The sequence below is a fragment of the Acinetobacter halobius genome, assembly GCF_044130335.1.
Lineage (GTDB): Bacteria > Pseudomonadota > Gammaproteobacteria > Pseudomonadales > Moraxellaceae > Acinetobacter.
On the sequence record NZ_JBIQOD010000011.1, the window covers coordinates 46,439 to 71,908 of the forward strand.

Below are 25,470 nucleotides of genomic sequence, written 5' to 3' on the forward strand. Positions count from 1 at the left end.
CATGAGTTCAATAGTCGCAATCAAAGGTTTTAATGACATTCTTCCTACGCAAACCTCTGCATGGAGACGTCTTGAACAGCATCTCGCATCATTGATGGATGCTTATGGCTACCAACAAATTCGTTTACCTATTGTTGAACAGACCAATTTGTTCAAACGTTCAATTGGGGATGCAACGGATATCGTTGAAAAAGAAATGTACACCTTCTTGGATAAAGGTAATCCGCCTGAGTCTTTGACTTTGCGTCCTGAAGGAACAGCAGGTTGTGTACGCGCCATGCTTGAGCATAACTTGCTTCGTGGTGCCACTCCTCGGGTTTGGTATATTGGCCCGATGTTTCGTTATGAAAAGCCACAAAAGGGTCGTTACCGTCAGTTCCACCAATTTGGCGTGGAAACCTTTGGTGTAGCAACCCCAGATATGGATGCTGAGCTGATTTTGATGACCGCACGTCTGTGGAAACGCATGGGTGTGGCAGACAAAGTTCAACTTGAATTGAATACTCTCGGTGAGTCTGATGAGCGTGCTGCTTATCGTGCAGCATTGGTTGAGTTTTTGGAATCACACAAGGGTGATTTGGATGAAGACTCACAGCGTCGTTTAACCACCAATCCACTGCGCATTCTTGACTCTAAAGATGCAAAAACTCAAGCCATTTTGGAAAATGCACCGAAGTTGCATGACTTTATGGGTGAGGAAACGTTGAATCACTTTGCAACCTTGCAGCAATATTTAACGGATGCAGGTGTAAGCTTTGTCATTAACCAGAAATTGGTGCGTGGCTTGGATTATTACAACAAAACCGTTTTTGAATGGACCACTACGCATTTGGGTTCACAAGGCACGGTCTGTGCGGGCGGTCGTTATGATGGTCTAGTTGGACAGCTCAAAGGCAAAGCAGATCAGTCTGTGCCAGCCGTTGGTTTTGCAATGGGTATAGAGCGTTTATTATTGCTTCTTGAACAAGTTGAAGATGCTACACCTGTACGTGACTGCGAAATGTTTTTGTTGGCAGATCCAGCGTCTCAAGGCAAAGCTTTAGTCCTTGCAGAGCAAATTCGCAATCAGTTGGATGCAGCATCGAGCACGATTCGTTTGAAAGTAGGCTCTCAGGGTTCAATGAAGTCACAGATGAAAAAAGCCGATCAGTCTGGCGCATTGTTTGCCCTTATTTTGGGTGAGCGTGAGGTGGAAGCTGCACAGTTTGCCGTAAAAGAGTTGGCAACAGCTGAACAAACTTTGGTTGCGGTGGATGACATCGTGCCATTTATGATTGAAAAATTTTCTTCAAAATAAGCCAAAATATAAGGAAAGGGTAGTCACATGAGCGCATTAAGTGATGAAGAACAACTTGATAGTTTAAAGTCTTTTACTAAGAAATATGGTTCTGCCATTATTAGTGGGATTTTAATTGCGCTGATTGCCTTTTTTGGATGGCAATACTGGCAGAAGAAGACTTTGGCCGAGAACCAAATGAACACGGCTAAAGTTCAGCAATTGATGGATGAAGCACGTGCAACGCAAGGTGATGCATTTACTGCCTTGTCAGCAACTGCGGATAAAATCGTAAAAGATGCACCAGATTCGGCTCAGGCCATTCAAACGCAATTGTTGATGGCAAAATTAGCTTATGACAAAGCAGATTATGCAAGTGCTGAAAAAGCGTTGAAAAAAGTTGAAAACTCGAAAGTCGATGACGATGGTTTAGTGCAAATTGTAAAACTACGCTTGGCGTATGCTCAATTGGCACAAAAGAAATTTGATGATTCAATTAAAACATTAGCGCAAGTGACTGATCCTGCTTTTAAAGCAACGGCTGATGAAGCTTTGGGTGATGTCTATGTGGCTAAAAATGATATCGACAATGCCAAAAAAGCCTACCAAAGTGCATGGGATCAGTTGGTTGAACGTAAACAAGAACGCCAAATTTTACAAATTAAACTCGAAAGTGTTGGTATTTTAGTTGATGATCCTGAAATCGAACGTCCAATCATAGAAACCGTTGCGGAAGAATCTTAATGAATAGAAAATACAAAATTTCGTGCGCATTAACCGTATTGACTTTGGCTCTTGCGGGTTGTGCAAGTAGTGGCAAAGTAGAAGAAGTTAAGCCGAATCCACTTCCAAAACTGACTCAAGCGAAAACGCTGACCCCTGTATTTTCTCAAAGTGTGTCTTCAACTTCGACAGCGGACCCTTTACGGTTACGTCTAGATGCAGACAATGGTGTGGTTTTTGCGCTTGATCCAAAAGGTGAAGTGACGGCTTATAAAGGCAAACAAAAACTTTGGCAGAAAGAAGTGTCTAAGGCTGGCTTAAGCTCAGGTGTGGAAGCGGCTGATGGTTATGTCATAGTGGGTAATGCTAAAGGCCAATTGTTTGCTTTAGACCAAGCGACAGGCGAGCAAAAATGGACAGCACAATTAACAGGGGCACTACTTGCGCCATCGTTGGTTCAAGCGGGGCGTGTGATTTCTGTCAGTAATGATGGAACCGTTTTTGCACATGATTTGGCGACAGGTCAACAAGTGTGGACCTATAACTTACCAAATGTTCAACTTAGCCTTCGTGGTAATGCGGCACCAGTGCCTGTTGATTCGCGCACAGTACTCATTTCTACTGCAAATGCCTATGTCTATGCTTTAGATGTAGTTACAGGTGTGCCACGAATGCAGCGTCGTGTAGCTGTGTCGGATGGTCGTTCGGATATTCAGCGTTTAAATGATATCGACGGTGACCCAGTAGTTGCAGGTCAGTATTTGATTACCACAAGTTATCAAGGTCAAGTCACTATGACGGATTTGGCTTCACAGCAAGTGGTATGGAGTGAAGATTCGAGTAGTACACAACGCCCTGAAGTGGTTGGCAATGGCGTGTTTGTTGCACAGGCCGATGGTAAATTAGTGGCTTATGAAATTACGACGGGTCAAAAACTGTGGGAAAATGACAGTCTGCTGAATCGCCAATTGAGTAATCCTGTGATGTTAGGTCAAGACCTGATTGTGGGTGATCTAGATGGTGTATTGCACATGATTAACCCTGCAACAGGTGAATTGATTGGTCGTGCTAAGACTTCTGGTGAAGTGCGTACTTTACGTGTGATTGATGATCAACTTTATGTTGCAACACGAAAGGGTGCATTAAGCATTTGGCAGAATCGTTAATTCTGTTCGACTTATGTTAAACTAGTCGAAATTCGTATTTTTAAATTTCCTCGGGGTATTTGTTTAGACAAGACCCCGAGTTTTTATTCAGGTTTTTCACCTTATTTTTCTTCCAGTTTCTGATGTTCAGACCAGTCTTACTGGCTGATCTTGAATAAAGGTTAATCTATGAAACCCGTAATTGCGCTCATTGGCCGTCCGAACGTCGGAAAATCAACGCTATTCAATCAGATCACCAAGAGTCGTGACGCGCTTGTTGCTGACTTTGCTGGCCTGACGCGTGACCGTAAATATGGTGACGCTGTATATCAAAATAAGTCTTTCATTGTGGTTGATACAGGCGGTATCGGCGAAAATGAAGGGGGTATCGACTCTTACATGGCAGAACAGTCTAAAACAGCCATTAATGAGGCTGATATTATTGTTTTTGTGGTCGATGCTCGCGCAGGTTTGTTAGCCTCAGATGAACAAATTGCTCGCGAACTGCGTACATTAGGTAAAAAAGTTTTTTTGGTTGCCAATAAAGTCGATGGTGTACACGCTGAAGCAGCTTTGGTTGAGTTTTACAAACTCGGTATGGGTGAACCTCTGCAAGTGGCAGCAAGCCATGGTCGCGGTGTTCAGCAAATGCTGGAAGAAGTTCTACATGATGTGCCTGAAGATGAAAACCCAGACGAACATGATAAGCACACAGGTTTACGCTTAGCGATTATTGGTCGTCCGAATGTGGGTAAATCAACGTTAGTCAACCGTTTATTGGGTGAAGAGCGTGTGGTGGCATTTGACCAACCGGGAACCACCCGTGATTCAATCTATATTCCGTTTGAGCGTGATGGCCGTCAGTACACCTTAATTGACACAGCAGGTGTTCGTCGTAAAGGTAAGGTTGATGAAATGATTGAGAAATTCTCAATCGTGAAAACCTTGCAAGCCATGAAAGATGCCCATGTGGTGGTCATAGTGGTTGATGCGCGTGAAGGTATTGTAGAACAAGACTTACACTTAATTGGCTATGCGCTTGAAGCAGGCCGAGCGATGGTGATTGCGATTAACAAATGGGACAATATGTCCGAGTATGATCGTAAGCAATGTAAGTTGGATGTAGAGCGCCGTTTTGACTTTATTCCTTGGGCGAAGATCCACCTGATTTCTGCTTTGCATGGTACGGGTGTTGGTGAAATGTATCCATCAATTCACCGTGCTTATGACTCATCGCATTTGAAAGTCTCGCCTGCGAAAATTACACAAATTTTAAATGATGCAACAGATGCGCATCAACCACCTATGGTACAAGGTCGTCGTATCAAGATGCGTTATGCACATATGGGTGGACAAAATCCACCAACCATCGTGATTCACGGCAACAAAGTCGACAAGACTCCACATGACTACCGCCGTTATTTGGAAAACGTATTCCGTAAAGTGTATAAGCTTGAGGGTACGCCAGTGCGTATTGAGTTTAAAACCTCTGAAAACCCATTTGAAGGACGTAAGTCGCAAGTGGATGAGCGTACAGCAGCGCGTAAGCGTCGTTATGTTCAGAAGTTTAAGAAAGCAGAGAAGAAATTCAAACGTTAATCAGGCATTAAGGTTCTGATGCTGAAAAGCCCAAAGTGATCTTTGGGCTTTTTTATTTTATGATGCATGAAATGATGATAGGAAGGCAACGTGGCAAGGACAATACGTGTTGAGCTGAAAAAGATTAAGGACATTGTACAGGTGGATTACAATCTGTCACGTGTCGAGCAAATTGCGCAGCGAAAACAAGCCATTTATCAATATCGCAATCAATCCTTATCTGAACAACGACAGATGATCGTCGATGATCATGCCATTGCACTGAGCGATACAGGCAAACCCTATTGGGTTGGTCAGCCTTCTTTTCATTTCAATCATAGTCACAGTCAAAATTACTATGCTTTAGCCATGAGTGAAAAAGTGGCTGATTTGGGCGTGGATGTTGAAGAGTTAAGTCGAAAAGTACGTTTTGGCGCTTTGGCCCAACATGCTTTTCATGTCGATGAACTTGAGCTATGGCAACAGGTTGAGCAGGAAAAATCCTACTGGTTTAAAGTTTGGACCACCAAAGAAGCGGTGCTTAAAGCATCAGGTTTGGGTATTCGTTTAAACTTAAATGAACTGAATACCCAAGCACATCCAATGCATAATGGTGGCATGTGTAATCATCCGCTCATTGGTAGTTTCGCCTATCAAAATTTTGAGTTGGGAGATGTGATGTTGACTGTGGCATGGCGGGCAGAGCAGTCCTGCCGTGGCTATGCGTTGCCTCAGATTGAGTTGATACAACAGCTTCATACCGATATAAAAAAGCCTCTCGATTGAGAGACTTTTCTTTTAACGTAGCTATATGAGTTTATGGAATTTCATTTTCTTCTTCAAACTCAGGCTTCACTTGTACAATGAAGTCTTGACGGTTTAGACCACGCCATAAGGCAAAGGCTGTACCGATATAGATTGAAGAATAGGTACCCACAAAAACCCCGACAAACATCGCTACAGAGAACCATTTCAGACCATCACCACCGAGTAACATCATCGAGATCACCACCAGTAATAAAGTCATTGAGGTGTGAATGGTACGACGTAATGTTTCAGTCAATGCAATGTTAACGATTTCTAAAGGCGTTGCACCACGAATCTTACGGAAGTTTTCACGAATACGATCCGATACAACAATGTTGTCATTCAGCGAGAAGCCAATCAGGGCCAAAACAGCAGCTAAAACCGTTAAGTCAAACGGCCATTGCATCATGGCAAAAATACCGATGGTTACTACAACGTCATGGAACAATGATAGTACTGCACCCATTGCCAGTTTGAACTCAAAGCGAATGGTGACATAAACCAGCATCAGTAATAGAGCTAAACCCACAGCACCTGCTGAGCGAATATAGAGCTCATTACCCACTTGCCCACCGACGACATCAACTTTGTTGACAGAAGCCGAGTTACCTGGAAGCTGTACTGCTTGGGTAATGGTTTTGGTTAAGTCTTCTGCTGCTGTGTCTTCTTGTACAGGCATACGTACAATTAAGTCACGATCCGAACCAATGGTTTGTACCACGGGATCATGAAAGCCAGCTTTGGTTAGTGCAGCAGAGACATCGGCTGACTTTACTGCCTTACTATAGTTCAATTCGGCTGAAATACCACCAGTAAAGTCCAAACCTAAGTTAAGACCCTTGGTGAAAATGAAAAATAGGCTGCCAATCGTTAAAATAATAGAAAGAACGGCTGCAGGCAGCGCAATCTTCATAAAATTAATCACGCGATCGTCATCAGGACGGCCGTATTTTTTTGAAGTTTGTTGAGTCACATCAGTCATCGTCGATCTCCTTATATGCTCAACTTTTTCAAGTTTCGTTTTTTGCCATAGATGAGCTGTACAATTGCACGTGTTACTGTGATTGCAGTAAACATTGAGCAGACAATACCGATCATTAAGGTTACAGCGAAGCCTTTAATTGGGCCTGTGCCGATAGCAAATAAGATAAACGCAACCAAGAATGTGGTTAAGTTTGAGTCGAGAATGGTGTTATAGGCACGATCATAACCCGCCACAATAGCTTGTTTGGGCGATGCTCCCCATTTCATTTCTTCACGTATTCGCTCACAGATGAGGACATTGGCATCGACGGCCATACCAATGGTAATCACGATACCTGCAATACCCGGTAGGGTAAGAGAAGCGCCAATCCAAGACATGACGGTTAAAATCATGGCTAAGTTGAAGACCAAAGCAAAGTTTGCAATTAAACCAAATAGACGGAAGAAGACCACCATCCAAATCGCGACGAGTAAGAAACCGATTTGAGTTGATAGAACCCCTTTATCAATGTTTTCTTGACCGAGACTTGGACCAACGACACGTTCTTCTACAAAGTACATTGGTGCAGCAAGTGCACCTGCACGCAGCATCAATGCTAGCTCAGACGCCTCTTGAGGAGAATCTAAACCGGTGATACGGAATTGTGAGCCGAGTACTGCTTGAATGGTTGCAGCGTTAATCACTACAGATTCTGCATACGGGGTACGGACTTCTGTTTGCGCACCAGTGGTAGGATCGGTGATATAGCTAATACGTTGTTTATTTTCAATGAACAACACGGCCATACGCTTACCTACCGCATTACGGGTTGCATCGGACATCAGTTTGCCACCAGCTGTGTCTAAGGTAATGTTTACCTCAGCACCGCCCGTGTCTTGGCTAAAGCCACTTGATGCATTTTGAACGCGTTCACCCGTTAAAATACGATTACGGTTTAACAGTAATTCACGTCCGCTGTCCAAAGACTGATAGGCAAAAAGTTCAGTGCCTGGTGGAAGCGGTTGCCCATTACTCTTGCCAGTATATTGGTCAATGACTTGATCATTCTGGTCAGAGACCAAACGGAATTCTAAGTTTGCAGTACGCCCTAAAACACGTTTTGCTTCGGCTGTGTCTTGCACACCTGGGAGTTCAACCACGATGCGGTTATTGCCTTGGGTTTGTACCAAGGCTTCTGCCACACCTAACTCATTAATACGGTTACGTAAGGTGGTTAAGTTTTGGTTTACCGCATAAGACTGAATTTCTTGGCGACGAACGTCAGTATAGGTTAAACGTAAGGTTGAACCTGTCGCAGTTGCGACCGCTTGCTGATTAAACTCATTGCCATTGCTACGTAAGTAGTCTTGAGCAGTCGTGCGATCATCGTTGTTCGCAAACTGAATGGTAATCGTGTTGTTGTTTAATCCAAGACTGTTAAATTTAATCTTGTTGTCACGGAACTGTCGACGTAAGTCTGTCGCAGAGGTTTCCATGCGCTGAGAAATTGCTTTATCCATATCCACTTCTAACAAGAAGTGAACACCACCACGTAAATCCAGACCGAGCTTCATTGGTTTTGCACCAATTTTTTGTAGCCACTCTGGTGTTGTTGGTGCCAAGTTTAGTGCAACAACATAGTCATCACCAAGCCCACGACGTAGCGCCTCTTTGGCTTTTAATTGTGCTTCGCTAGAGTCAAGACGTAACAGGGCAGCATTATTACTAAAGCTGTTGTCATGGCTTGAGATACTTTCAGATTTTAAAATCTGCTCTGCTTTTTGTACGATGCTTTGGTCAATTTGGGTACCAGCTTTGGCACCAGAAATTTGAACCGCAGGTTCATCCGGATACAAACTAGGCAGGGCATATAATGTACTGATAATCAAAACCACGATAATCAGTAGATATTTCCATGCTGGGTAACGCATTCGTTTTCTTCTTAAAATGAAAAAAGTCGTGCGGATGCACGACTAATTTTTTTGATTAAAGGTTATTTAATGTGCCTTCAGGAAGAACTGAAATCACACTTGCGCGTTGGATTTTTACGTCTACACCACGGCTCAGTTCAACCACAGCGAAGTCGCCTTCGAGTTTAGTGATTTTACCCATGAGGCCACCAGCAAAAACAACTTCACTGCCTACACCAAGACTTTCAACCAAAGAACGGTGCTCTTTTGCACGTTTAGCTTGAGGGCGCCAAATTAAAAAGTAGAAGATGGCAATAAAAACAGCAATCATCAACAAGTTTGCGACCATACTTGGTTGTTGTGCAGCTTCACCCGCTGCGTGAGCTGTAGAAATAAAAAGGCTCATTTCAAATTCCTAAACTAAAAAAACGGTGATCAACGAATTGATCATAAATAGACTTGTTCTGCAATTTACCTTGTCTTTTTACCAAGCGCAAATGCTCACAACAATTAATCTTGGGGGCAAGGTGGAACTTCTAAACCACGACGTGCATAAAAATCTTCAACAAAGGCATCAAAGCGATCATTATCCAAGGCGTCACGAATGTCTTGAGTGAAACGTTGGTAATAACGTAAGTTGTGAATAGTACCCAGCATTGAACCTAGCATCTCACCACATTTTTCCAAATGGAATAAATAAGCACGGGTAAAGTTGGTACAGGTATAACAGTCACAGTGTGGATCTAGCGGACTTTGATCATGACGGTATTTACTGTTACGGATACGGACTAAACCGTCGGTCACAAAATAATGTCCATTTCGGGCATTACGGGTAGGCATGACACAGTCAAACATGTCGACACCACGGCGGATGCCTTCCACGATGTCTTCAGGTTTACCGACACCCATCAGGTAGCGCGGTTTGTCTGCTGGCATTTTCGCAGGAAGATAATCCAGTACTTTGATCATTTCTTCTTTTGGTTCACCGACAGATAGGCCACCAATGGCATAGCCGTCAAAACCAACTTCAAGTAAGCCTTTTAATGACTCATCACGTAAGTCTTCATACATGCCACCTTGAATGATACCAAACAGCGCATTTTTATTTTCAAGCACATCATGATGTTGAGTCTTACAACGCTTTGCCCAACGCAATGACAGTTGTAGCGACTTTTGTGCTTCTTCATGTGTTGCAGGATATGGGGTGCACTCGTCAAAAATCATTACGATGTCTGAGTTCAGTGTATGTTGGATGTCCATTGAGATTTCAGGAGACAAAAACACTTTAGAGCCATCAATTGGAGAGCGGAAAGTCACACCGTCTTCTTTAATTTTACGCATTGCACCGAGGCTGAAAACTTGGAAGCCGCCTGAATCGGTCAAAATGGGTTTATCCCACTTCATAAATTGATGCAGACCGCCGTGTTCTTTAATCACTTCAAGGCCAGGGCGCAGGTAAAGATGGAAGGTGTTGCCTAAAATAATTTGCGCTTTGATGTCTTCAATGTCACGTGGGAGCATGCCTTTGACTGTACCATAAGTACCGACAGGCATGAACACAGGGGTTTCCACCACACCATGCTCTAAAGTTAAACGACCACGACGGGCGCGACCCGACTGACCTAATTTTTCAAACTTCATAAAAAATCCTAAACAAGAGCAAAGCACCGCTTGACTTGCAGTGCAAGAGCGAAAAAACAGTTCGCCGCTAAAAGGAGGCTATTTTCCTTGATTATGCAAATAAACACCAGTGTTGTAACACTTTTAAAGCAAAGCTTTTCTGTACGAAATAGTATGCGGTGACAACGGTTTTAATTTGAATGTGTTGTCGGGGTGGAGATAGATTGTATCAAGTGGTGGTTGTCAGCAGTGCAGTCAGCGTAGAGGTTAAAAAAGGCACTCATTTAAAGTGCCTTTAAGCAAATATCGGTGTAATCACCCTGCTAATTAAAGTTTGGGCGGTAATCAAAATTTTGTAGCGCAACTGAGTCGCGGAACGGACGGACCGCTTTTTTGCCGACAGTCATGGTGTTGACAATGTTGTTTGGAAAAATTTGAATATGATTGTTAAACAGCTCGACATTGCGGTTAAAGATGCTGATCGCAGCACCGACATTTTCGTTTTGTTCCTCAATTTCATTCATCATTTTGAGATAAATATCATTGGCTTTGAGCTCAGGATAATTTTCGACCACGACATTAAGGCTACGCATTAGTTCTTGGTTTAAAGCTTCAATACGCTGTAATTGATTGACATCCGTATTGTTCAAGTTCAGGTTAAGAATGTTCTGACGGAGTTCAGTGACTTTTTCCAAGGTGCCTTTTTCAAAACTGGAATATTGTTCGACTAAAGGTTCTAGCCCATCCAAAATTTTGATCTTTTGACGTTCATAAGTAGCTACATCTGACCATGCGCGAATGGTTGCATTGTGGTGTCTGACAATATTATTACGAATGACAATCACGCCAAACACGATTGCAATAATAATCAAGAAGAAAATCAATAGCCCCATACGACCCTCTAACGGCAAAATATCATTATTTTAAAAATTGCGTTAGATCAGATTCTAAACGCTCTAGATAAGGTAATTTAAAAGTACGTAAGTGTCCACGCAATGTCGAAATGTCATTGATTTTTTTTGCTTTACTGGATATTTCAAACAGGTCTTGCGGGCTGATATAGCACAAAATATTTTTTTCAGGATGAAAGAGTAAATCACCTTCACGTGATTGGAAGAAGTCAGCGACACGTAATACAAAAGCAGGTGATAGCAGTTTAGCCATGTGCATTTGGTCGGCACCAAAAAATTTGAGCTTTTGGTTGATTTGAATGTCACTGCTATGCCACGGAAAGCTATAAGGATAATAAAATTTTTTATTGTATGCTGTGATGGCAATCCCTTGAGTCGGTACATCAAACACAAAACATCCCCATAGGTCTTTGTGCACTTCTTTGACTTTCATTTCATTGCCATCTTTGTCTCGCACCCGAATTTCATCGACAAAGTGATATTGAAATAATAAGACCTGATGTTGTTGTCCGTCCTCATCCTGCCAAATCGTGCTGGCATAGTAGGGAATATCATTACTGATGGTTCCTTGGTTAAAGATCGGAAACAATTGTTTGAGTTGTGGGATAAAATACGCAGGTTGTAGCGGAACACCAATGTACTGCGGTGGTGTGAACTCATTGAGCTGATATTTTTTATGAATAATTTGCTTTTCGAGGTGGTCTATGAGTTCCTCAAGGGCATCATCCTGTTCATAGCTTAAATAGGCCCAAAGCAAGCAAGCTAAGCCAAATAAAAAGCTAAATAATGTCCAAATATGTTGTCCTGCAAAAAACACAGGCACAATAAAAAAAATGCCGATTATTCCCAGTAGAATGGGCAACACATTTTCAAATTTAAGGGTAATCGGTGCTTTCCATGGATGCAACCGATCCAAGATTTCTTGGGCAGTGTCCGCACTCCGAGCAATGTCCCAAAGCCTGTCGATATTATCAAACACGACCTGATTCTTTTTACGTCGAATATGAATAGAATGTTTGATCGTATCGAGAGGCATGGTTCTTCTTATTTGGGTTGAAGTTGGTCGACTAACATGGCATCGCCATAACTAAAGAAGCGGTACTGGTTTGCAACTGCATGTTGATAAGCCATCAAAATATTATCACGATTTGACAGCGCTGAAACCAACATCAAGAGAGTCGATTCAGGCAGATGGAAGTTGGTGATAAGACGATCCACCACTTTGAACTCATAACCTGGGTAGATAAAAATTTGGGTATCTCCAGTCCAAGCTTTCAGTTCACCATCATGTGCCTGCGCTGCACTTTCAACCGCACGTGTCGCTGTCGTTCCGACAGAAATGACTTTATTACCACGTGCTTTGGTTTGACGAATAAGCTCAACTGAATGCTCAGGAACATCACACCATTCACTATGCATAATGTGATTGGCAATGTCATCGGTACGTACAGGCAGAAAGGTGCCTGCACCCACGTGTAAAGTGACAAACGTTTTTTGAATGCCTTTAGCTGCAAGCTGATCTAACAGTTTTTGATCGAAGTGTAGACTTGCGGTTGGTGCCGCGACACTGGCTAACTTGGTTGGATCATTAAATACTGTTTGATAGCGCTCGGTATCAATCGCTTCGGCTTCGCGGTTAAAGTACGGCGGAATGGGTAGTTGGCCGTATAAATCCAAAACATTGAGAATTGGCTGCGAAAACTCCACAATAAATAAATTTTCATGACGACCTAGCACCGTGACTTTAACAGCATCTGGACCAATAAAGAGCTCAGCTCCCGCTTTGGGTGTGTTGCTGGCTTTGATGTGACAGTGTGCAATAAATGCATCTTGCATGCGTTCGACCAGAACTTCGACTGCACCACCACTAGCACGCTTACCTTTGAGACGTGCTTTCATCACTTTGGTGTCATTGAGCACCAATAAATCGCCTTCATTGAGTAATTCGAGAATATCGGTAAATTGGTGGTCGTGGTATTGACCTTGTGCATCGAGGTGTAAAAGACGAGAAGCACTGCGCGTGTTTAAAGGATAACGAGCAATGAGTTCATCGGGGAGGTCAAAATTAAAATCAGAAAGTTGCATGATGGAAAAGCAGCGTCAAAATAGAGGATATAAAATTGGCGTTAGTATATGCTTTTTTGGGCATGAACGCTGATATTGCACAAATATAAAGCTAAAAAAGCACATGTGACTTAAAAATAGACAATTGTCATCAACTTACGTTGACAAGTTTTTCAAAAAGTTTAATATACGCATCAACACCTTCCCGAGGTGGTGAAATTGGTAGACGCGGCGGACTCAAAATCCGCTGTCAGAGATGACGTGTCGGTTCGAGTCCGACCCTCGGGACCAAGATTCAGAATAGAAATATTCTCCAAAGCCCTGAAGCCTTTATACAATAAGGTTTCGGGGCTTTGTCGTTTCTGGCGTTTGGGTTTTTTTCAGGTATTTAAATCTATTTTGAGGTATAAATCTCCACATATTTTCCACACGTTTTGAGAGTGGGTTTTTAGTTATAAGCTATTGGGTTTATTAAATTTATGAGCTTGTCGATTTATAAACAAAAAAATGGGACTTGGCGAGTTGATCTCGTTGCTTATGGACAAAGAAAAAGTAAAGTACTGAGTTCAAGGTCAGAGGCAAAAAAATGGTCAGAAATTGAGGAACGGGAACTTTTTCTAAATTATTCGACTCAGGTTGCACTCCAGCGAAAAACAATAGTGACCGTTAGTGAAGCATTGACTAGATATGCAGATGAAGTCTCGTTTTATAAAAAGACAGCCAAAAAAGAAATTCAGCGTATTAAATATTTTCAGAATCATTTACCCAATGTAGATTGGCCATTGATGGATTACCGAACGGAATTTCTTAAGCAGTGGGAAGATTTGGTTATGAAGCGGTCTATTCGTCCGTTAAAAGCTTCCAGTGTTTTAAGAGATTATTCCACATTGTCGGCTTTTTTTAATTGGTGTCGAAAAGATAAGGGGTGGATGGATTTTAATCCAGTTGAAAATCTTAGAAAGCCGAAGAAACCACCACATCGAGAACGTCGAACTGAGTTAGAAGAATTACAAGCCATTCTTGCCGCCTTAAAATATGTTCCTGGTACTGTTCCCGAAACTAAGATGCAAGAAGTGGGTCTGATTTGGTTAATTGCGATGGCTACGGGCATGCGGTCAGGTGAAATTGTCAATCGCCCAGTTTCCGAAGTATTTTTAGATAGAAAGTATATTTTATTGCCCGACACAAAAAATGGCACTTCTCGAAAGGTACCCTTAGATAATTTTGCGTTGCACTTGTGGGATTTGGCCTTGCGGATTAAAAGGAATAAGTCCAATCGGGTGTTTACAGTTGATAATGCATCGAGGGATACGCTTTTTAGAAAGGCTAGAAAAAGTGCAGGCTTGGAATTTGCTGATATTACCTTTCATGATTCAAGGCATGAAGCTGCTAGTCTTATGGCTAGGCGGATTAAGAATGCCTTAACCTTGTGTAAAATCTTTGGTTGGAAAGACCCGAAGCAAGCATTGATTTATTACAATCCGACCAATGACGAAATTTTAGATGAATTGAATCAATCCTCAGGTTTAAGTAAACTTATTTAAATTCAAGTCACTAGTGAAATATGAAATTAGAATTGGTTGAGCCGACACCCGAAGTAATCCATGAATATTTAAAAAAATGGGATTCATTAGTTAAATATCAATTACATGAAAAATCTTTAAATGAGTTATTTAATGTTTATTGCCAAAATAATATTGATTTATATAAGATAATTTTAAAGGTTAGTGCATTAAATGACTTTTATAGTACAAATATATTAGATACTTACTCTGTTGCGTTGCACATTCATAGTATGAACATTGATGAGCGCTTAGATAGAAGCGACTTATCTTTAGTCAATCAAATAGCAAAAATTAAAATAAAAGATAAAGAGTTAAATTTTTATTCGTTTGCTACTAAATATTGTAGTCATCATTATCCTGATGTCTATCCTATTTACGACTCCTTTGTTTCTAAAATGCTTACGGCATACAAAAAGAAGGACAAATTTGATCAATTCACATTAATAGATATGAAAAATTATGAGAATTTTGTGAGAGTTGTCTATAACTTTCGACAGTTTTATAAATTAGAAGAATTTACTATTCGTCAAATTGATATTTTTTTATGGCTCTTAGGTAAGGAATTTAAAAAAAGTACAGAGATAAGCTAATCTCTGTATTTTAACGCTTTCTTATCAAAGGCCATAGCGTATTTGATGACATCAGTGGCTTTCCATTTAGGAACAGTACGCTCCCCATCAATTGATGTAGGTAAGTCCCGACTTGGTGGAAAATAAGGATTTTTAATGATGTGCTTACGAGTGTAGTCTTCAGAATATTTAAAATATTGAGCGATTTCTTTTTCACTCCACAGTTGATGTTCGATAGGGATGAGGGGCTTGGCATCCAAATGCTTAATTATCTTTTGAAAAAGTTTTTCCAGTGATTCTTGGCTCATAATGATTCCCTGATTACTTCAAAGTTTCAGTCAAAAAATAGACAGCACCACAAAGGCTTGAAGTGCTTAATAAAATGGTTACTTCGGTCATATTCATTTTTTTCCACCTGTAACCTTTGCTTGATAAGGATTAGAGAAAATCCAGCATTTGACGATACGATCTTCTTTAATACTTGGCTGATTGCCATAGCCTTGAATGGCTTTACTTTCATCTGCAGGTTGGTGTGATGAACGAACGGTTTTGTTTGCCTCAATAAATTTGTAGCGTTTACTCGTTTTTAATAAATTCCGCATTTCATTGATCTCAGGTAAAGCCTGATAATTACGTGCAGCAACTTTATAGACTTCGTTTAGATTGATGGCGATCTGCGAGTCTGTATTTGAGTAATGGTTCAATTGGAAACTGGTACCACGAATACTATTGAGATATTCAAAGGCATCCCAAAACTGTTGAACAAATGGATGATCTGCTGCAATTTCTTCAATACGTCGCATAGCCATACCCTCTAAATATCTTTTGGCATCACAGATGTCAGATAAATCGATTGCATCTTTAAAGACATGCTCCGCAATGGCATCAATCATGGCCGACACTTGGGCATGACAGAGGGCGATACGGGTATTGGTAATGCCTTTTTGATGCATCTCAATTTCAATTTCTTTATGTTTTTCGGTATATGTTTTGAGGATGCTTTCCTCATTCTTTAAGCAAAAAGTCATGTATTTACATGCATCTTCTAAACTCATCTGCGTCAGTCGAGTGGCAACATGCTTTTTCTCTAAGCTGTGGTTTTTAGTGTCTACAGAAATATGCAGAGTACGAGATAGCACTGCTTCAGATGCTTGAATCGGGGTGTTTTGGCTAATCATCACCGCAGCACGGAAAGGAGGCTCATAGGTTTCATTGCCTGCGGTTTTTAAGCCTTTAGAGCGAATTGCTCGACCGTTATAAGCATCTTTTAATTCGTCCCAACTAAACTTTGCTTTTTGAGATCCAGCCTGGTCGTTACGGTCACCCTCAATCAGTACGATGGGCATGTTGGACGTTTGGGCAAAGTTACGGTAAATCGCCACGTTGGTTGATTTGTTTGGATCGAAACCTTCATAGGCTTCACGGCCACTCAGCTTCCATAAAAACTCAATGATGGTGGATTTACCTGAGCCAGCTTGTCCAACGAACTCAAAAAATGGATAAGAGGAATTGATAGCGCGAATCTGCTCGGCAAAATATGTGCCTGTCCACCAAGCCAAAAGGATTAATCCTTTCTCACCTTGAAGCGCATAAAAGTCTTTCCACCATGTCGGTGAAAACTCTTGTTTTGCATTTAAATGAATAACAGGAGATGCAGCTAAGGTTTTGATTTCCTTATTCCCTGTTTTGAAAAAGTCATGCTGATTTTTGTGGATAACTTGACCTTTATGCACAGCAAACTTATCAAAAATATAGGCTTCATATTCTTTAGAGTAACCAATAAAGTCGATAGTTTTTACTTCACGTAGACGCTCTGTTTTACGCTTGATGAATGTTTCTAGCTGATGGTCGTTACCTGACCAAATGGTTCCCGATAATACAGCTAATACACGCGGTTTAAACTTGCTGCGTGAGGACATTTGCTCTGCTGTAAATGTGGTTTTAACTTCACCCCACGGTGACTGAATATGAAAGTAGTACCAGGACTCATCGGTAATTTCATTTCGTTGGAAATAAAGCGGCTCAAGTTGAGCATTGCAAATTTCTTTCGCTGAAGAACAGGTCTTTAAGGCTTGAATCCGTATTTCTTCTTCAGTCAGTACAGTGCTTTGAGATTCTTCTACATACTGAACAGCCTTGTTATATTTTTCATAATCAAGCTCCCACCAGTAGGTACGGAAACGGTGATTAAAAAAGAATTGGCTTAGACTGCTGCCGTAAAAGTTATAGATAAATAAGCCTGTTTCTTCAGGTGTTTCAGAAATCTGTAACTTTCCAAAGTGTAGATATTTATCCTGGTCTTTTGCTGTGAGCTGTCCTCTTTGGAATAAATCATTCCAGTCGACAGATTTACCATTCATTGGCGCAGGCGGTAGGGCAGCAGTAGAAATCCAACCTTCATCCGTTGCACGTTTATGGTGTTTTGCTAGATATTTTTTTCCTGCAGGATCATTGTCCAAAGCCCAAACTATGCGCGGTCTGCTCTTATTGAGTTCATGGCAGCGGTTTTTAATTTGCTCCAAAAGAACAGAAGGATAATTCCCACTGTTCATATTACTCATACTGATCAATTCGGACTGACTAAGTGCGATCGAATTAAAGATACCTTCAGTAATCCAAATGCTACCCGCATTACAAAGTGCATCTAAATCATGCACTGTCCATGCTAGTCCAGACCACTTTCCAATGAAGTTAGCCTTCATGCGCTCGAAGCGCTCAGGACGATCGATCAGACGTTCCCAATAAATGCCTTCAGCTAATTTAAAACGAACGGTCGCTGTAACGAGGCTTCGGTTTTTAGGTGAACGATACAGCTCTTGGGTATACAGTCCCTTGAGCTTTGAGATATCAAAACCACGGCCTTCTTTGAGGTAAGCATCTGCTGCTGCATGTGGGTTTGCTGTTGTTTGAGGGTGATACTCTGACCAGTCTTTAAAAAGCTCCTCACAGATCTCTTTGACATGTTCTTCATAACCACATTTATTGATCCGTCCGCACTTCACCATGCGTGGGGTGATGGCATGTGTGTAGAGCTCTTTTTCTTTACATTTCGGACAGACTCCCTCTCGATACCATTCACCTTTTTTCTTGAAATGGAATAACTGGTTGAGTCGGTCATCTATCCGTTGCTGTAGTTGATACATATCTACGCCTTATAAGAGTCTGATTTGTTTAAGCCGATTGCGGTAGACACTGGCTTTGGTCAAATCAATCGTGGATGAGTGAAATAAGGCAGAGATAAAGCCTTCAACATAGTTTTCTTGTTGTTTGTCGATCACGGTCATCGTTTCTAAACTGGACAGGTGATGTTCAAGTTCTACTTCCCATTGACGTTTGTGTTGCGGTAACCCGGTTTGAACTTCGATATTTGGATTGATGCTGTTTTGAATGGGACGAACCATTTCTAGACTGGCTGCAAAGCTAGCAAGGCACTGGTCGTTCTGACAGCTCACAATCAGTTCGTGTAAGAGAGGAGAGGGCTTTTTGCGACTAGATACATACATACGTCTTCCACAGTGCGGGCAGTAGAAACCAATTGATTTACTCATCATTACCTCTGAATTGAATTAAGTAGTTGTTGCTCCCGACACCAAGTACTTAATATTTCTTGCTTTACACAGAATTGTAAAAATCTGTAAACGGAACCCCGCAAATCTGTGAGTGGCTCAAAAGGTGTGCCTTATGATGATTTTGTTTCTTGAGAGGAAGTATCTAGTTCAGCTTCAACAAGGCTTTTAATCCATTCGTTCAGTGACATGTTGAGCTTTGCTGCTTCGATACGAGCGAGACGACGATTTTCTGGTGTAGTGCGAAAGCTGATCTGTACTTCTTTTTGAGACTCTTGAGTAGCCATGTTTGTTTCCTTTTGAGTCCACAGTTATTAAACTGTGGTGAATAGAGAACTTTGTTAAAATGGTAAATAAGCAAAGCAATATTATCCCAATTGGGATAATTAATATATGGATTTATCCCAAATGGTAAATGAGAATAACGATCAAAGAGGCGAACGCCTTCGTCAGGAACGATCACGCTTAGATCTGTCACAAAAAGATTTCGCTGCGTTATTTGGTAAGAAAAACATGGCTGTAATGCGCTACGAGAAAGGCGAGCGCGTTATGGGGCAGGAAGACTTAGAAGCACTGCATAAAGCGGGTGTGGACGTTTGGTATTTGATTACTGGTGAACGGACTCAACCTGATTTGCTTTCTGATGAAGCCAAAGAGTTAATGAAATGTTGGGATCAGGTTGATCCTGAGCAGCGTCAGACGCTAATGACTTTAGTGCGTAATTTTGCAGAGAGTTTTGGGAAAAAGTAATTAAGAGGGTAAATGAGAAAAGCCCATTTACCCGAACTTCTATAAACAAAAGAAAAATGCTATAAATTGAGCAATTTAAAATTGTTAAGTTTATAAGAGCATAAAATGTATATTACAAAAGTACTTAGCTATAACGGAGCTTGGGAGAAATTACTAACTGACCATGAAGCCGAGCTTAATGAGTTGAAGAAATTTATTAAAAACTATGATTTTGAATATTTGAGAAATATTAAATTTGATACAGATATTCTACAAAAAATAATGTTTACAGGTAATGATTTTGAAAAAAAAATGGAAAAAGAAGGATGGATTGAATCTATAGAAATAAAAGATGTTAGAGAAAGCAGAAACTCTTTAGGATTAATCAAAAATAGAGTCTGTGTTAAGTTTGAATCATCTTCAGATACATTAACTAATTATATTTTTCGCAGATTGAGATTTGCAGAAGAAAAATTGAAAAATAACATTGATATTGGAATTCTGCTAAACCTAAATAAAAATGTTTTGAATTTAAAACGTAATAATATCACTGATATAATGGGTGATTGGGAAAGTACTATCAAAGAGTTCGAGGAGATGTTACCGATACAGAGTACACTTCCATTTTTGATTTTTGGTTTGAGCCTTGAAGCTGATAATATAGAATTAATAGAAAAAGAAAATTCAAATGAACCTATTATGATTGAACGTTCCATAGAGTTTAAACCAGAGCATTATCAAGCTGGATTAGGGATTCTCAGTTATTTTGGCACGGTTATGCGCAAAAAATATCCTGAACAAAATGCTAAAGTGAAAATTGAACAAGAAGATGATAGAGTTCGCTTAATTGTAGAATGTGAAAATGGTAATAAGGAAGTCATAGAACGTGCATTTGACGAATTTGGTCTTGTCATTCATCAGGATATAAAACCAGAGGAATTCTATGATAATTATTTAGATGTTGCTGAATTAAAAACCAAATTAGGGACTTTTGAATCAGAGTTAAAATTTCAGCATCAGCTTGTTGAAATGAAAGAACATAGAATTATTGAACTGCAAAAAGATAAAGAGTTTTTAAAAAATGTTATTGGTCAGGCATTAGTTCGTCCAAACTCACCGATTTATATCAATAATCAGCTACAAAACTCTCAAACTACTGTTATTAATCACAAGGCTGAATTTACTAAATCTAATGATGTGCTAGAAGATTTAATTGATCTTGCGGATAGTGAAGCTTTGAAGAATAGACTTGCCACAATTCAGAATGCATTAGAAGTTAATAGAAACTCTGAACAACCAGAGGAAGTTAAAGACTCCAGTGGTATGAAGAAACTTGCTAAGTTTTTAAGAGATGCTAACGAAGTTGGTACAGAAGCAAATACTTTAGCTGATAAAGGGGGCAAAGCGTTGGATCTGATCAAAAGTTTAGGAAGAAGTTACAATAGTCTAGCGCAGTGGTGTGCTATGCCTATTATTCCAAGTGTATTTGTAAAAGAATAAAAACTATGGAAATTGATTGGAAACTCGTTGCCCCTATAGCTGGAGCTCTTGTAGCTATCATTACTTTATTTCTTAAAAGACATGAGATAACAAGTCTGAAGCATAAGAAAATTTCTGACAGGCTTTCTTCAAGTATTCAATATTTTGAAAAATATTATGAGAGAGGGCAGACGAATCAGCTTGTGTTAGATAGAGCTGCTCAGGATTTAGCTAAAAGCCCAAATGTAGACCATAACTTGGTCAATAAACTGATAGAGCTACATCAAAATTATTTAGTTAATTTTGATCGGATGATTTTTTTATTTGATTACGGTATTCAATATATCTCTTATAAAAAAGGCCAAACTTTGGATATATCAAGAGATTTGACTATCAAGTCTTTTCCACTCCTAGGCCCTACCATTAGACGTTATTTATTTATAGCGGGATATTTTATTTTTGCTTTAATAGGGGCTGTGTTTTTTCTAGCAATAAATACTTCAAGTGGGAAGCAGGTAGTTGTTAATATTTCACTTTTTTTTATTGGGTGTGCTTTTATCGGATTAGCATTTTTGTTTTTAGTTTTAGAGGATCGGCTTAAAGACGCAGATGATTTCATCAAAGAATTAAATGCAGCAAGTGAAAAATATAAAGCAATAGAAAAACCTAGAACTATCATTCTTTTAGACAGAAATAGTAAGCCCTCCTAAGAGGGCTTTTTTATTACTCTTTATCTACAGCCTTTTGAATCTGCCGTACCTGTTCCTGAATGATAAATAATGTCGCAGCCACAGACTCTCCAGTTAAAGAATCACAGCTTTCCGTCGACTCAATGAGTAAAGATAAGTGCTGATCTAATAATGATAATCTTGTTTGAATATCCATGATATTCCCCCTCTAACGGTTAAAACCGTTGTTTATCAGGTCGGACAGTTCATTGAAGAATCGCCAGCTTTTTTCTGTATTTTCTAATATCAAAATGGCCTGCACAGCACAGATTGAAAGGTTGTAGGTTTCGTGCTGCTCATTGAAATGGTAGTCGATATTTTCACGCAGGCGAGACCAGGTAATGTTGGTTTCAACGAATGTTTTATATGACACGTCTGTGTCTAGTAAGCGATACAAATGCTTAGAACTGATGAAGAACTTACGCTTCTTCGTACTTGGCTCTTGTAGGCGCATAACGTGCTTTTCAATACCCATGATCAGTCCCTCGTAAAAATTCGCTTGGTAATATTTGTTCAGGCGTGTGCCATTGCCATCTGTTGATGTTTAGCCGTGTTGGTGCTGAAGCGGTGTAGGTAATTATTTTTCGGGCGATATTAAGCCACTGGTGCAGTCGTGGATCGTCATGAGCAATGTCCAGTTTGTATTGGCGAAGCTGTAAATACAGTGAACGATAGTCGCTATGGAAGACTGATAAATCTTCTTTTGTTGCAACTGGATGAATAGGCGTGTCGTTGCCTTTGATTGGCTCAGCAGGGGATGGAGAACCAGGATCTTTTTTAGTTGGCTGTGATGTGACGATGCCGAACAGTTGCTTTAGTTTTTTATAGTTGATGGTGTAGTAATTCACCCGTATAGACTTAATTTTTGAGAGCTTATTAATCTCAATTAAACCGAGTTCCTTGAGTTTGGCCACAGCTCTTTTGATGGTCGAAACACTAAACAAACCCAGTGTCGATTGCCATTCTTCAAAGGTGTGAAACCACCATTTACGGTTTAAGTAAACAGTGAGATTTTTCTTCTGCTTGTACTTGCGTGTCTCGCTGATAAGGAAGTGCAATTTCTGTAAGAACGTGGCTGCTGCAGTCCCCAGCTCTTTTACAAGCTGAGGGGAGGCAATGAGTGGATATTCCTGTTGTTGAAGGAGGATATTTTTCATTATTTTTCTCCCCGATAGGTTTCAGTGAAGCAAGCTTTACAATGTGATCTCCATTGTGTTTTGCCACGCCAAATACCATTTTTATAGAAGAAATCTGTGTCGAGAGGGTAGTAGTCGCCACAAAGGGTACAGCGTTTTTCTGTACCGAGTTCAGTGTTGATATAAATTTTAGGCATACGATTCCCCTTAACGTGTGAAACGTAGGCGAATAAAATTTAAAATTTGTTTATGAATTTGAGGTTGAGCAAAGTTAGATGCTTGTAAGCGTTGTAGACAGAGGGTGTCGAGGCGTACGGGTGCTGAATGCACACTTTTGTTTTGAGTGTTCATGTTTAAGTCTCTTGTAGATAAGTTTTAACACCTACCAACATCCTTTCCACGGAATGGTGGCAGACTAAACAGGGGTGGAAATACCGCTCTACAAGTAACGGCCAGCACGAAGCTGCCCTGTCTAGCCTACCATTACGGATAGACCTAAACAGTCAGACAAAAAAAATGCCGCATAAGCGACTTTGATTTTGCGCTTGTAGATAATAAACAGGTTTCCACGCCTGATCACAGATTTTGCTGTGATTTTTAAAAATATAGCTAGGTTGTGATTTTGAGTCAAGATAGAATTTAGCTTTTAGTGTTTTCTAGGGGGTGATAATGTTTGAATTAATAGCTATTTTGTTGGTTGTATGGTGCATTTACAGTTTGGCTACTGGGCAATTTAAGCCAGAAAATCAAGCAAAAAACAAAGAAGAATTAAGAGAAGCTTTGAAAAAACTATTTCCTCAAAATGTTGAGAAGACTGAAGTCGATTCTATAAAAAAGCTTAACCCAAGAAATCAGGATTATGTAATTCATTATGAAGACTTTAAACAAAATTTTTCATTCAGAAGCATTACGATCAATAGGGTGTATAAAGAAAATCGGCATTGGTATGTCGATGCATATTGCCACAGTGCTGGTGAAGACCGAACTTTCAGAGTAGATAGAATTCAAAGTATGTCGACTGAGAAGAATAGTTTTAACTTGCAGAGTACTGATGAAATTTTAAGTTATTTGAAAAAATATTTTTAGCATTCTTTTATAACTCTATTCTTTATTCTATTTATATATAGAAGAAAAGTTCTTTTTGATACAATGCTTTGGCTCATTGTGAGCTAATGGATCGGGTCATGCTGATACGATGCATGGGGGCAGAGTAAAGAGATAAGTATGTTTGATGATAACTATAATCGAGAAGAAGTTGATAATATAATTGAATCCGTAACACATCATATTGTTGGATTCAAGGAGGGCCTTGAACATCTAGGTATCAGACAAATCGAAGAAAATGTATCTCCGATGTCACTTCATGATTTCAATAAATTAGTAAAAATATTTCTTTCAAAGTTTGATTATTTAGTTTCTCTTGTTAATGAATTGAAAGAGTTTCGTAATACATCAGAAATTTTTGAGGAGTTAAATAATTCCTTAAGTTGGTTTGATCATGAGACAGAGACCTTACTTCATAGCCCAACGGATACAGATAAAATACAAGAACTTATAGATATTCTTGAGAAATCAATAATTTTACTAAATTCAAAAATATTACCTATTAGAATTTCTAACCAACAGTCTCAACAGTTAATTGAAGAAAATTTAGCACCTAAAATCAAAGAAATAGAAGAAAAAGTAAAGGATTTTGACTCAGCACGTTTAGCGCTTGAAATGAGAGAAACAGATCAAATTTATTTAGATTTACATAATAAATATAATAAAGAATATGAATTAAATAATATTTACTTTGGTGGAGCACTGATTACTAGTATTGTTTTTACACTGGTTTCTATTTTAGTTTCAGCTATATTTAAGCCTATAGATTGGGTTATTTTTATTTCTGTTAAAGTACTAATCTTAACTGTAGGAATAACTCTATGCACAATTTTTTTAAGGCGGTCTGCACATGCCAAAAAATTAAAAGAACAAGCGTACCAGACCCATGTTGAAATAACAGCTTTTCCAATTCATGTTCGATCGCTGAAAGAAGAAGACAAGCATGAGTTAATTAAAGAGTTGGCATTGAAGTACTTCGGTAAAGAACTGGATCAAACTCAGAATGATAAAGTTGGGGACTTGATAAAGGATCAGCTTGCTGCAGGAACAGAGTTAGTTAAAGCTAGTAGAGAATTACTTAAAAAACCATAAGGATGTAACTATGAGTTCAGATGAAATAAGAGATATGGCTGTAAACTTTAGAAAAGCAATTATTGCTTTAAAGCAGTTACCACCTGTAATTACAAAAGGCTATTTAGAAAAATTTCCTAGAGGTACTTGTGGCTGTACTTCTGATCTTTTTATGTATTATTTACTACAAAAGGGTATTAATTCTGAGTATTGGAAAGGTGATTTTTCATTTAATGGTATTTCAGTGATACATGGGTGGTTGAAAGTCGGAAACGATTATTTAGATTTAACTGCTGATCAATTTAATTATCACAATGAATTAAACTTTTCTGAACTGATTTATATGAATATGGATGAGTATCCTTTAATGCCGTATTTGCGCAATGTAGAAAAGGGAATTGGCTGCCAAGGTATGTTGAAAGCAAATATAAAGGAATATAATTTGATAATAGATGTAATGGAAAATGGATATTCAGAAGAAAGAATTATAAGAAGTACTTTTAATTTAAATTAATATGCATAAAT

Annotated in this window: 29 protein-coding genes and 1 tRNA gene; 14 read left to right on the forward strand and 16 right to left on the reverse strand. The window is 39.7% G+C overall.

All coding sequences use genetic code 11. The features are described from left to right. Position 1: 1 nt before the first annotated feature. From hisS to ACE01U_RS10875, 5 genes are all read left to right on the forward strand, one after another. Positions 2 to 1,297: a histidine--tRNA ligase gene (hisS, locus tag ACE01U_RS10855; RefSeq protein WP_086210452.1), complete on the forward strand. Its 1,296-nt coding sequence runs from the start codon at positions 2 to 4 to the stop codon at positions 1,295 to 1,297. A gap of 27 nt (positions 1,298 to 1,324) precedes the next feature. Beyond that, positions 1,325 to 2,020 carry a YfgM family protein gene (locus ACE01U_RS10860; RefSeq protein ID WP_086210451.1) on the forward strand — a complete coding sequence of 232 codons (696 nt, stop codon included), beginning with the start codon at positions 1,325 to 1,327 and terminating at the stop codon, positions 2,018 to 2,020. Next, positions 2,020 to 3,165, forward strand: a complete 1,146-nt coding sequence (gene bamB, locus ACE01U_RS10865; protein WP_086210450.1) for an outer membrane protein assembly factor BamB — start codon at positions 2,020 to 2,022, stop codon at positions 3,163 to 3,165. Before ACE01U_RS10860 ends, bamB begins: the two co-directional genes overlap by 1 nt. 168 nt (positions 3,166 to 3,333) lie before the next feature. Then, positions 3,334 to 4,743, forward strand: coding sequence for a ribosome biogenesis GTPase Der (gene der / locus ACE01U_RS10870; protein WP_110974653.1), 1,410 nt, complete (start codon positions 3,334 to 3,336; stop codon positions 4,741 to 4,743). A 90-nt stretch (positions 4,744 to 4,833) separates the two neighbouring features. After that, complete coding sequence (locus ACE01U_RS10875; RefSeq protein ID WP_395579437.1) at positions 4,834 to 5,508, forward strand: 4'-phosphopantetheinyl transferase family protein; 675 nt, start codon at positions 4,834 to 4,836, stop codon at positions 5,506 to 5,508. 31 nt (positions 5,509 to 5,539) lie between these two features. Here the strand turns inward: ACE01U_RS10875 and secF are convergent, their stop codons facing one another. From secF to queA, 7 genes are all read right to left on the reverse strand, one after another. Further along, a complete protein-coding gene (secF, locus tag ACE01U_RS10880; protein ID WP_110974654.1) occupies positions 5,540 to 6,511 on the reverse strand; it encodes a protein translocase subunit SecF in 972 nt (323 codons plus the stop codon). An 11-nt stretch (positions 6,512 to 6,522) separates the two neighbouring features. Beyond that, positions 6,523 to 8,424, reverse strand: a complete 1,902-nt coding sequence (gene secD, locus ACE01U_RS10885) for a protein translocase subunit SecD (protein ID WP_086210447.1) — start codon at positions 8,422 to 8,424, stop codon at positions 6,523 to 6,525. A gap of 55 nt (positions 8,425 to 8,479) precedes the next feature. Beyond that, positions 8,480 to 8,809 carry a preprotein translocase subunit YajC gene (gene yajC, locus ACE01U_RS10890; protein WP_004697692.1) on the reverse strand — a complete coding sequence of 110 codons (330 nt, stop codon included), beginning with the start codon at positions 8,807 to 8,809 and terminating at the stop codon, positions 8,480 to 8,482. A gap of 104 nt (positions 8,810 to 8,913) precedes the next feature. Beyond that, on the reverse strand, positions 8,914 to 10,044 hold the full coding sequence (gene tgt / locus ACE01U_RS10895) for a tRNA guanosine(34) transglycosylase Tgt (protein WP_086210446.1): 1,131 nt from the start codon (positions 10,042 to 10,044) through the stop codon (positions 8,914 to 8,916). Between the two features lie 302 nt (positions 10,045 to 10,346). After that, the gene (locus ACE01U_RS10900) at positions 10,347 to 10,916 is read right to left on the reverse strand and encodes a LemA family protein (protein ID WP_086210445.1); all 570 of its coding nucleotides are present in this window, start codon (positions 10,914 to 10,916) and stop codon (positions 10,347 to 10,349) included. 25 nt (positions 10,917 to 10,941) lie between these two features. After that, entirely contained in the window at positions 10,942 to 11,970 is a 1,029-nt protein-coding gene (locus ACE01U_RS10905) for a hypothetical protein (protein WP_395579438.1), read from the reverse strand. Between the two features lie 8 nt (positions 11,971 to 11,978). Next, positions 11,979 to 13,019 (reverse strand): tRNA preQ1(34) S-adenosylmethionine ribosyltransferase-isomerase QueA, encoded by a 1,041-nt coding sequence (gene queA / locus ACE01U_RS10910; protein ID WP_395579439.1) that lies wholly within the window; start codon positions 13,017 to 13,019, stop codon positions 11,979 to 11,981. 183 nt (positions 13,020 to 13,202) lie between these two features. Here queA and ACE01U_RS10915 point away from each other — a divergent pair. The 3 genes from ACE01U_RS10915 (at position 13,203) to ACE01U_RS10925 (ending at position 15,153) form a co-directional block, all read left to right on the forward strand. Continuing rightward, positions 13,203 to 13,289, forward strand: a tRNA-Leu gene (locus tag ACE01U_RS10915). 188 nt (positions 13,290 to 13,477) lie between these two features. Beyond that, complete coding sequence (locus tag ACE01U_RS10920) at positions 13,478 to 14,542, forward strand: tyrosine-type recombinase/integrase (RefSeq protein WP_395579440.1); 1,065 nt, start codon at positions 13,478 to 13,480, stop codon at positions 14,540 to 14,542. 20 nt (positions 14,543 to 14,562) lie between these two features. Beyond that, entirely contained in the window at positions 14,563 to 15,153 is a 591-nt protein-coding gene (locus ACE01U_RS10925) for a hypothetical protein (RefSeq protein WP_395579441.1), read from the forward strand. Here ACE01U_RS10925 and ACE01U_RS10930 read toward each other — a convergent pair. The 4 genes from ACE01U_RS10930 to ACE01U_RS10945 form a co-directional block, all read right to left on the reverse strand. Further along, the gene (locus ACE01U_RS10930) at positions 15,150 to 15,440 is read right to left on the reverse strand and encodes a hypothetical protein (protein WP_395579442.1); all 291 of its coding nucleotides are present in this window, start codon (positions 15,438 to 15,440) and stop codon (positions 15,150 to 15,152) included. The two genes, ACE01U_RS10925 and ACE01U_RS10930, sit on opposite strands and share 4 nt — an antisense overlap. Positions 15,441 to 15,533: 93 nt before the next feature. Then, positions 15,534 to 18,275 (reverse strand): toprim domain-containing protein, encoded by a 2,742-nt coding sequence (locus ACE01U_RS10935; protein ID WP_395579443.1) that lies wholly within the window; start codon positions 18,273 to 18,275, stop codon positions 15,534 to 15,536. 9 nt (positions 18,276 to 18,284) lie between these two features. Continuing rightward, positions 18,285 to 18,680 (reverse strand): ogr/Delta-like zinc finger family protein, encoded by a 396-nt coding sequence (locus tag ACE01U_RS10940; protein WP_067666240.1) that lies wholly within the window; start codon positions 18,678 to 18,680, stop codon positions 18,285 to 18,287. A gap of 131 nt (positions 18,681 to 18,811) precedes the next feature. After that, positions 18,812 to 18,985, reverse strand: coding sequence for a toxin-antitoxin system HicB family antitoxin (locus ACE01U_RS10945; RefSeq protein WP_151836570.1), 174 nt, complete (start codon positions 18,983 to 18,985; stop codon positions 18,812 to 18,814). 106 nt (positions 18,986 to 19,091) lie between these two features. On the opposite strand from ACE01U_RS10945, the gene ACE01U_RS10950 reads away from it, so the two are divergent. The 3 genes from ACE01U_RS10950 to ACE01U_RS10960 all read left to right on the forward strand — a co-directional run bounded on the left by ACE01U_RS10950 (position 19,092) and on the right by ACE01U_RS10960 (position 21,616). Next, entirely contained in the window at positions 19,092 to 19,448 is a 357-nt protein-coding gene (locus ACE01U_RS10950; protein ID WP_395579444.1) for a helix-turn-helix domain-containing protein, read from the forward strand. Between the two features lie 105 nt (positions 19,449 to 19,553). Next, positions 19,554 to 20,927: a hypothetical protein gene (locus tag ACE01U_RS10955; RefSeq protein ID WP_395579445.1), complete on the forward strand. Its 1,374-nt coding sequence runs from the start codon at positions 19,554 to 19,556 to the stop codon at positions 20,925 to 20,927. Positions 20,928 to 20,932: 5 nt separating this feature from the next. After that, positions 20,933 to 21,616, forward strand: a complete 684-nt coding sequence (locus ACE01U_RS10960) for a hypothetical protein (RefSeq protein ID WP_395579447.1) — start codon at positions 20,933 to 20,935, stop codon at positions 21,614 to 21,616. A 13-nt stretch (positions 21,617 to 21,629) separates the two neighbouring features. Here the strand turns inward: ACE01U_RS10960 and ACE01U_RS10965 are convergent, their stop codons facing one another. The 5 genes from ACE01U_RS10965 to ACE01U_RS10985 are packed head-to-tail and all read right to left on the reverse strand — an operon-like array spanning position 21,630 to position 23,121. Continuing rightward, the gene (locus tag ACE01U_RS10965; RefSeq protein WP_171494584.1) at positions 21,630 to 21,791 is read right to left on the reverse strand and encodes a hypothetical protein; all 162 of its coding nucleotides are present in this window, start codon (positions 21,789 to 21,791) and stop codon (positions 21,630 to 21,632) included. A 12-nt stretch (positions 21,792 to 21,803) separates the two neighbouring features. Next, positions 21,804 to 22,109, reverse strand: a complete 306-nt coding sequence (locus ACE01U_RS10970) for a hypothetical protein (protein ID WP_395579448.1) — start codon at positions 22,107 to 22,109, stop codon at positions 21,804 to 21,806. Then, a complete protein-coding gene (locus tag ACE01U_RS10975) occupies positions 22,099 to 22,791 on the reverse strand; it encodes a hypothetical protein (protein ID WP_395579449.1) in 693 nt (230 codons plus the stop codon). The genes ACE01U_RS10970 and ACE01U_RS10975 overlap by 11 nt, the downstream gene beginning before the upstream one ends. Further along, positions 22,791 to 22,967, reverse strand: a complete 177-nt coding sequence (locus tag ACE01U_RS10980; protein ID WP_004984352.1) for a hypothetical protein — start codon at positions 22,965 to 22,967, stop codon at positions 22,791 to 22,793. The genes ACE01U_RS10975 and ACE01U_RS10980 overlap by 1 nt, the downstream gene beginning before the upstream one ends. A gap of 10 nt (positions 22,968 to 22,977) precedes the next feature. Beyond that, a complete protein-coding gene (locus ACE01U_RS10985; RefSeq protein WP_171264921.1) occupies positions 22,978 to 23,121 on the reverse strand; it encodes a hypothetical protein in 144 nt (47 codons plus the stop codon). Between the two features lie 318 nt (positions 23,122 to 23,439). On the opposite strand from ACE01U_RS10985, the gene ACE01U_RS10990 reads away from it, so the two are divergent. The 3 genes from ACE01U_RS10990 to ACE01U_RS11000 all read left to right on the forward strand — a co-directional run bounded on the left by ACE01U_RS10990 (position 23,440) and on the right by ACE01U_RS11000 (position 25,459). Next, complete coding sequence (locus tag ACE01U_RS10990; protein ID WP_395579450.1) at positions 23,440 to 23,856, forward strand: WYL domain-containing protein; 417 nt, start codon at positions 23,440 to 23,442, stop codon at positions 23,854 to 23,856. 138 nt (positions 23,857 to 23,994) lie between these two features. Beyond that, a complete protein-coding gene (locus tag ACE01U_RS10995; RefSeq protein ID WP_395579451.1) occupies positions 23,995 to 24,966 on the forward strand; it encodes a YidC/Oxa1 family membrane protein insertase in 972 nt (323 codons plus the stop codon). A gap of 10 nt (positions 24,967 to 24,976) precedes the next feature. Next, entirely contained in the window at positions 24,977 to 25,459 is a 483-nt protein-coding gene (locus ACE01U_RS11000; RefSeq protein ID WP_395579452.1) for a hypothetical protein, read from the forward strand. The last annotated feature ends 11 nt before the right edge of the window (positions 25,460 to 25,470 follow it).

Coding starts and splice junctions, on each gene's coding strand:
- hisS (WP_086210452.1), top strand. CDS start 2: ATGAGTTCAATAGTCGCAATCAAAGGTTTTAATGACATTCTTCCTACG.
- ACE01U_RS10860 (WP_086210451.1), top strand. CDS start 1,325: ATGAGCGCATTAAGTGATGAAGAACAACTTGATAGTTTAAAGTCTTTT.
- bamB (WP_086210450.1), top strand. CDS start 2,020: ATGAATAGAAAATACAAAATTTCGTGCGCATTAACCGTATTGACTTTG.
- der (WP_110974653.1), top strand. CDS start 3,334: ATGAAACCCGTAATTGCGCTCATTGGCCGTCCGAACGTCGGAAAATCA.
- secF (WP_110974654.1), bottom strand. CDS start 6,511: ATGACTGATGTGACTCAACAAACTTCAAAAAAATACGGCCGTCCTGAT.
- secD (WP_086210447.1), bottom strand. CDS start 8,424: ATGCGTTACCCAGCATGGAAATATCTACTGATTATCGTGGTTTTGATT.
- yajC (WP_004697692.1), bottom strand. CDS start 8,809: ATGAGCCTTTTTATTTCTACAGCTCACGCAGCGGGTGAAGCTGCACAA.
- tgt (WP_086210446.1), bottom strand. CDS start 10,044: ATGAAGTTTGAAAAATTAGGTCAGTCGGGTCGCGCCCGTCGTGGTCGT.
- ACE01U_RS10900 (WP_086210445.1), bottom strand. CDS start 10,916: ATGGGGCTATTGATTTTCTTCTTGATTATTATTGCAATCGTGTTTGGC.
- ACE01U_RS10905 (WP_395579438.1), bottom strand. CDS start 11,970: ATGCCTCTCGATACGATCAAACATTCTATTCATATTCGACGTAAAAAG.
- queA (WP_395579439.1), bottom strand. CDS start 13,019: ATGCAACTTTCTGATTTTAATTTTGACCTCCCCGATGAACTCATTGCT.
- ACE01U_RS10920 (WP_395579440.1), top strand. CDS start 13,478: ATGAGCTTGTCGATTTATAAACAAAAAAATGGGACTTGGCGAGTTGAT.
- ACE01U_RS10925 (WP_395579441.1), top strand. CDS start 14,563: ATGAAATTAGAATTGGTTGAGCCGACACCCGAAGTAATCCATGAATAT.
- ACE01U_RS10930 (WP_395579442.1), bottom strand. CDS start 15,440: ATGAGCCAAGAATCACTGGAAAAACTTTTTCAAAAGATAATTAAGCAT.
- ACE01U_RS10935 (WP_395579443.1), bottom strand. CDS start 18,275: ATGTATCAACTACAGCAACGGATAGATGACCGACTCAACCAGTTATTC.
- ACE01U_RS10940 (WP_067666240.1), bottom strand. CDS start 18,680: ATGAGTAAATCAATTGGTTTCTACTGCCCGCACTGTGGAAGACGTATG.
- ACE01U_RS10945 (WP_151836570.1), bottom strand. CDS start 18,985: ATGGCTACTCAAGAGTCTCAAAAAGAAGTACAGATCAGCTTTCGCACT.
- ACE01U_RS10950 (WP_395579444.1), top strand. CDS start 19,092: ATGGATTTATCCCAAATGGTAAATGAGAATAACGATCAAAGAGGCGAA.
- ACE01U_RS10955 (WP_395579445.1), top strand. CDS start 19,554: ATGTATATTACAAAAGTACTTAGCTATAACGGAGCTTGGGAGAAATTA.
- ACE01U_RS10960 (WP_395579447.1), top strand. CDS start 20,933: ATGGAAATTGATTGGAAACTCGTTGCCCCTATAGCTGGAGCTCTTGTA.
- ACE01U_RS10965 (WP_171494584.1), bottom strand. CDS start 21,791: ATGGATATTCAAACAAGATTATCATTATTAGATCAGCACTTATCTTTA.
- ACE01U_RS10970 (WP_395579448.1), bottom strand. CDS start 22,109: ATGGGTATTGAAAAGCACGTTATGCGCCTACAAGAGCCAAGTACGAAG.
- ACE01U_RS10975 (WP_395579449.1), bottom strand. CDS start 22,791: ATGAAAAATATCCTCCTTCAACAACAGGAATATCCACTCATTGCCTCC.
- ACE01U_RS10980 (WP_004984352.1), bottom strand. CDS start 22,967: ATGCCTAAAATTTATATCAACACTGAACTCGGTACAGAAAAACGCTGT.
- ACE01U_RS10985 (WP_171264921.1), bottom strand. CDS start 23,121: ATGAACACTCAAAACAAAAGTGTGCATTCAGCACCCGTACGCCTCGAC.
- ACE01U_RS10990 (WP_395579450.1), top strand. CDS start 23,440: ATGTTTGAATTAATAGCTATTTTGTTGGTTGTATGGTGCATTTACAGT.
- ACE01U_RS10995 (WP_395579451.1), top strand. CDS start 23,995: ATGTTTGATGATAACTATAATCGAGAAGAAGTTGATAATATAATTGAA.
- ACE01U_RS11000 (WP_395579452.1), top strand. CDS start 24,977: ATGAGTTCAGATGAAATAAGAGATATGGCTGTAAACTTTAGAAAAGCA.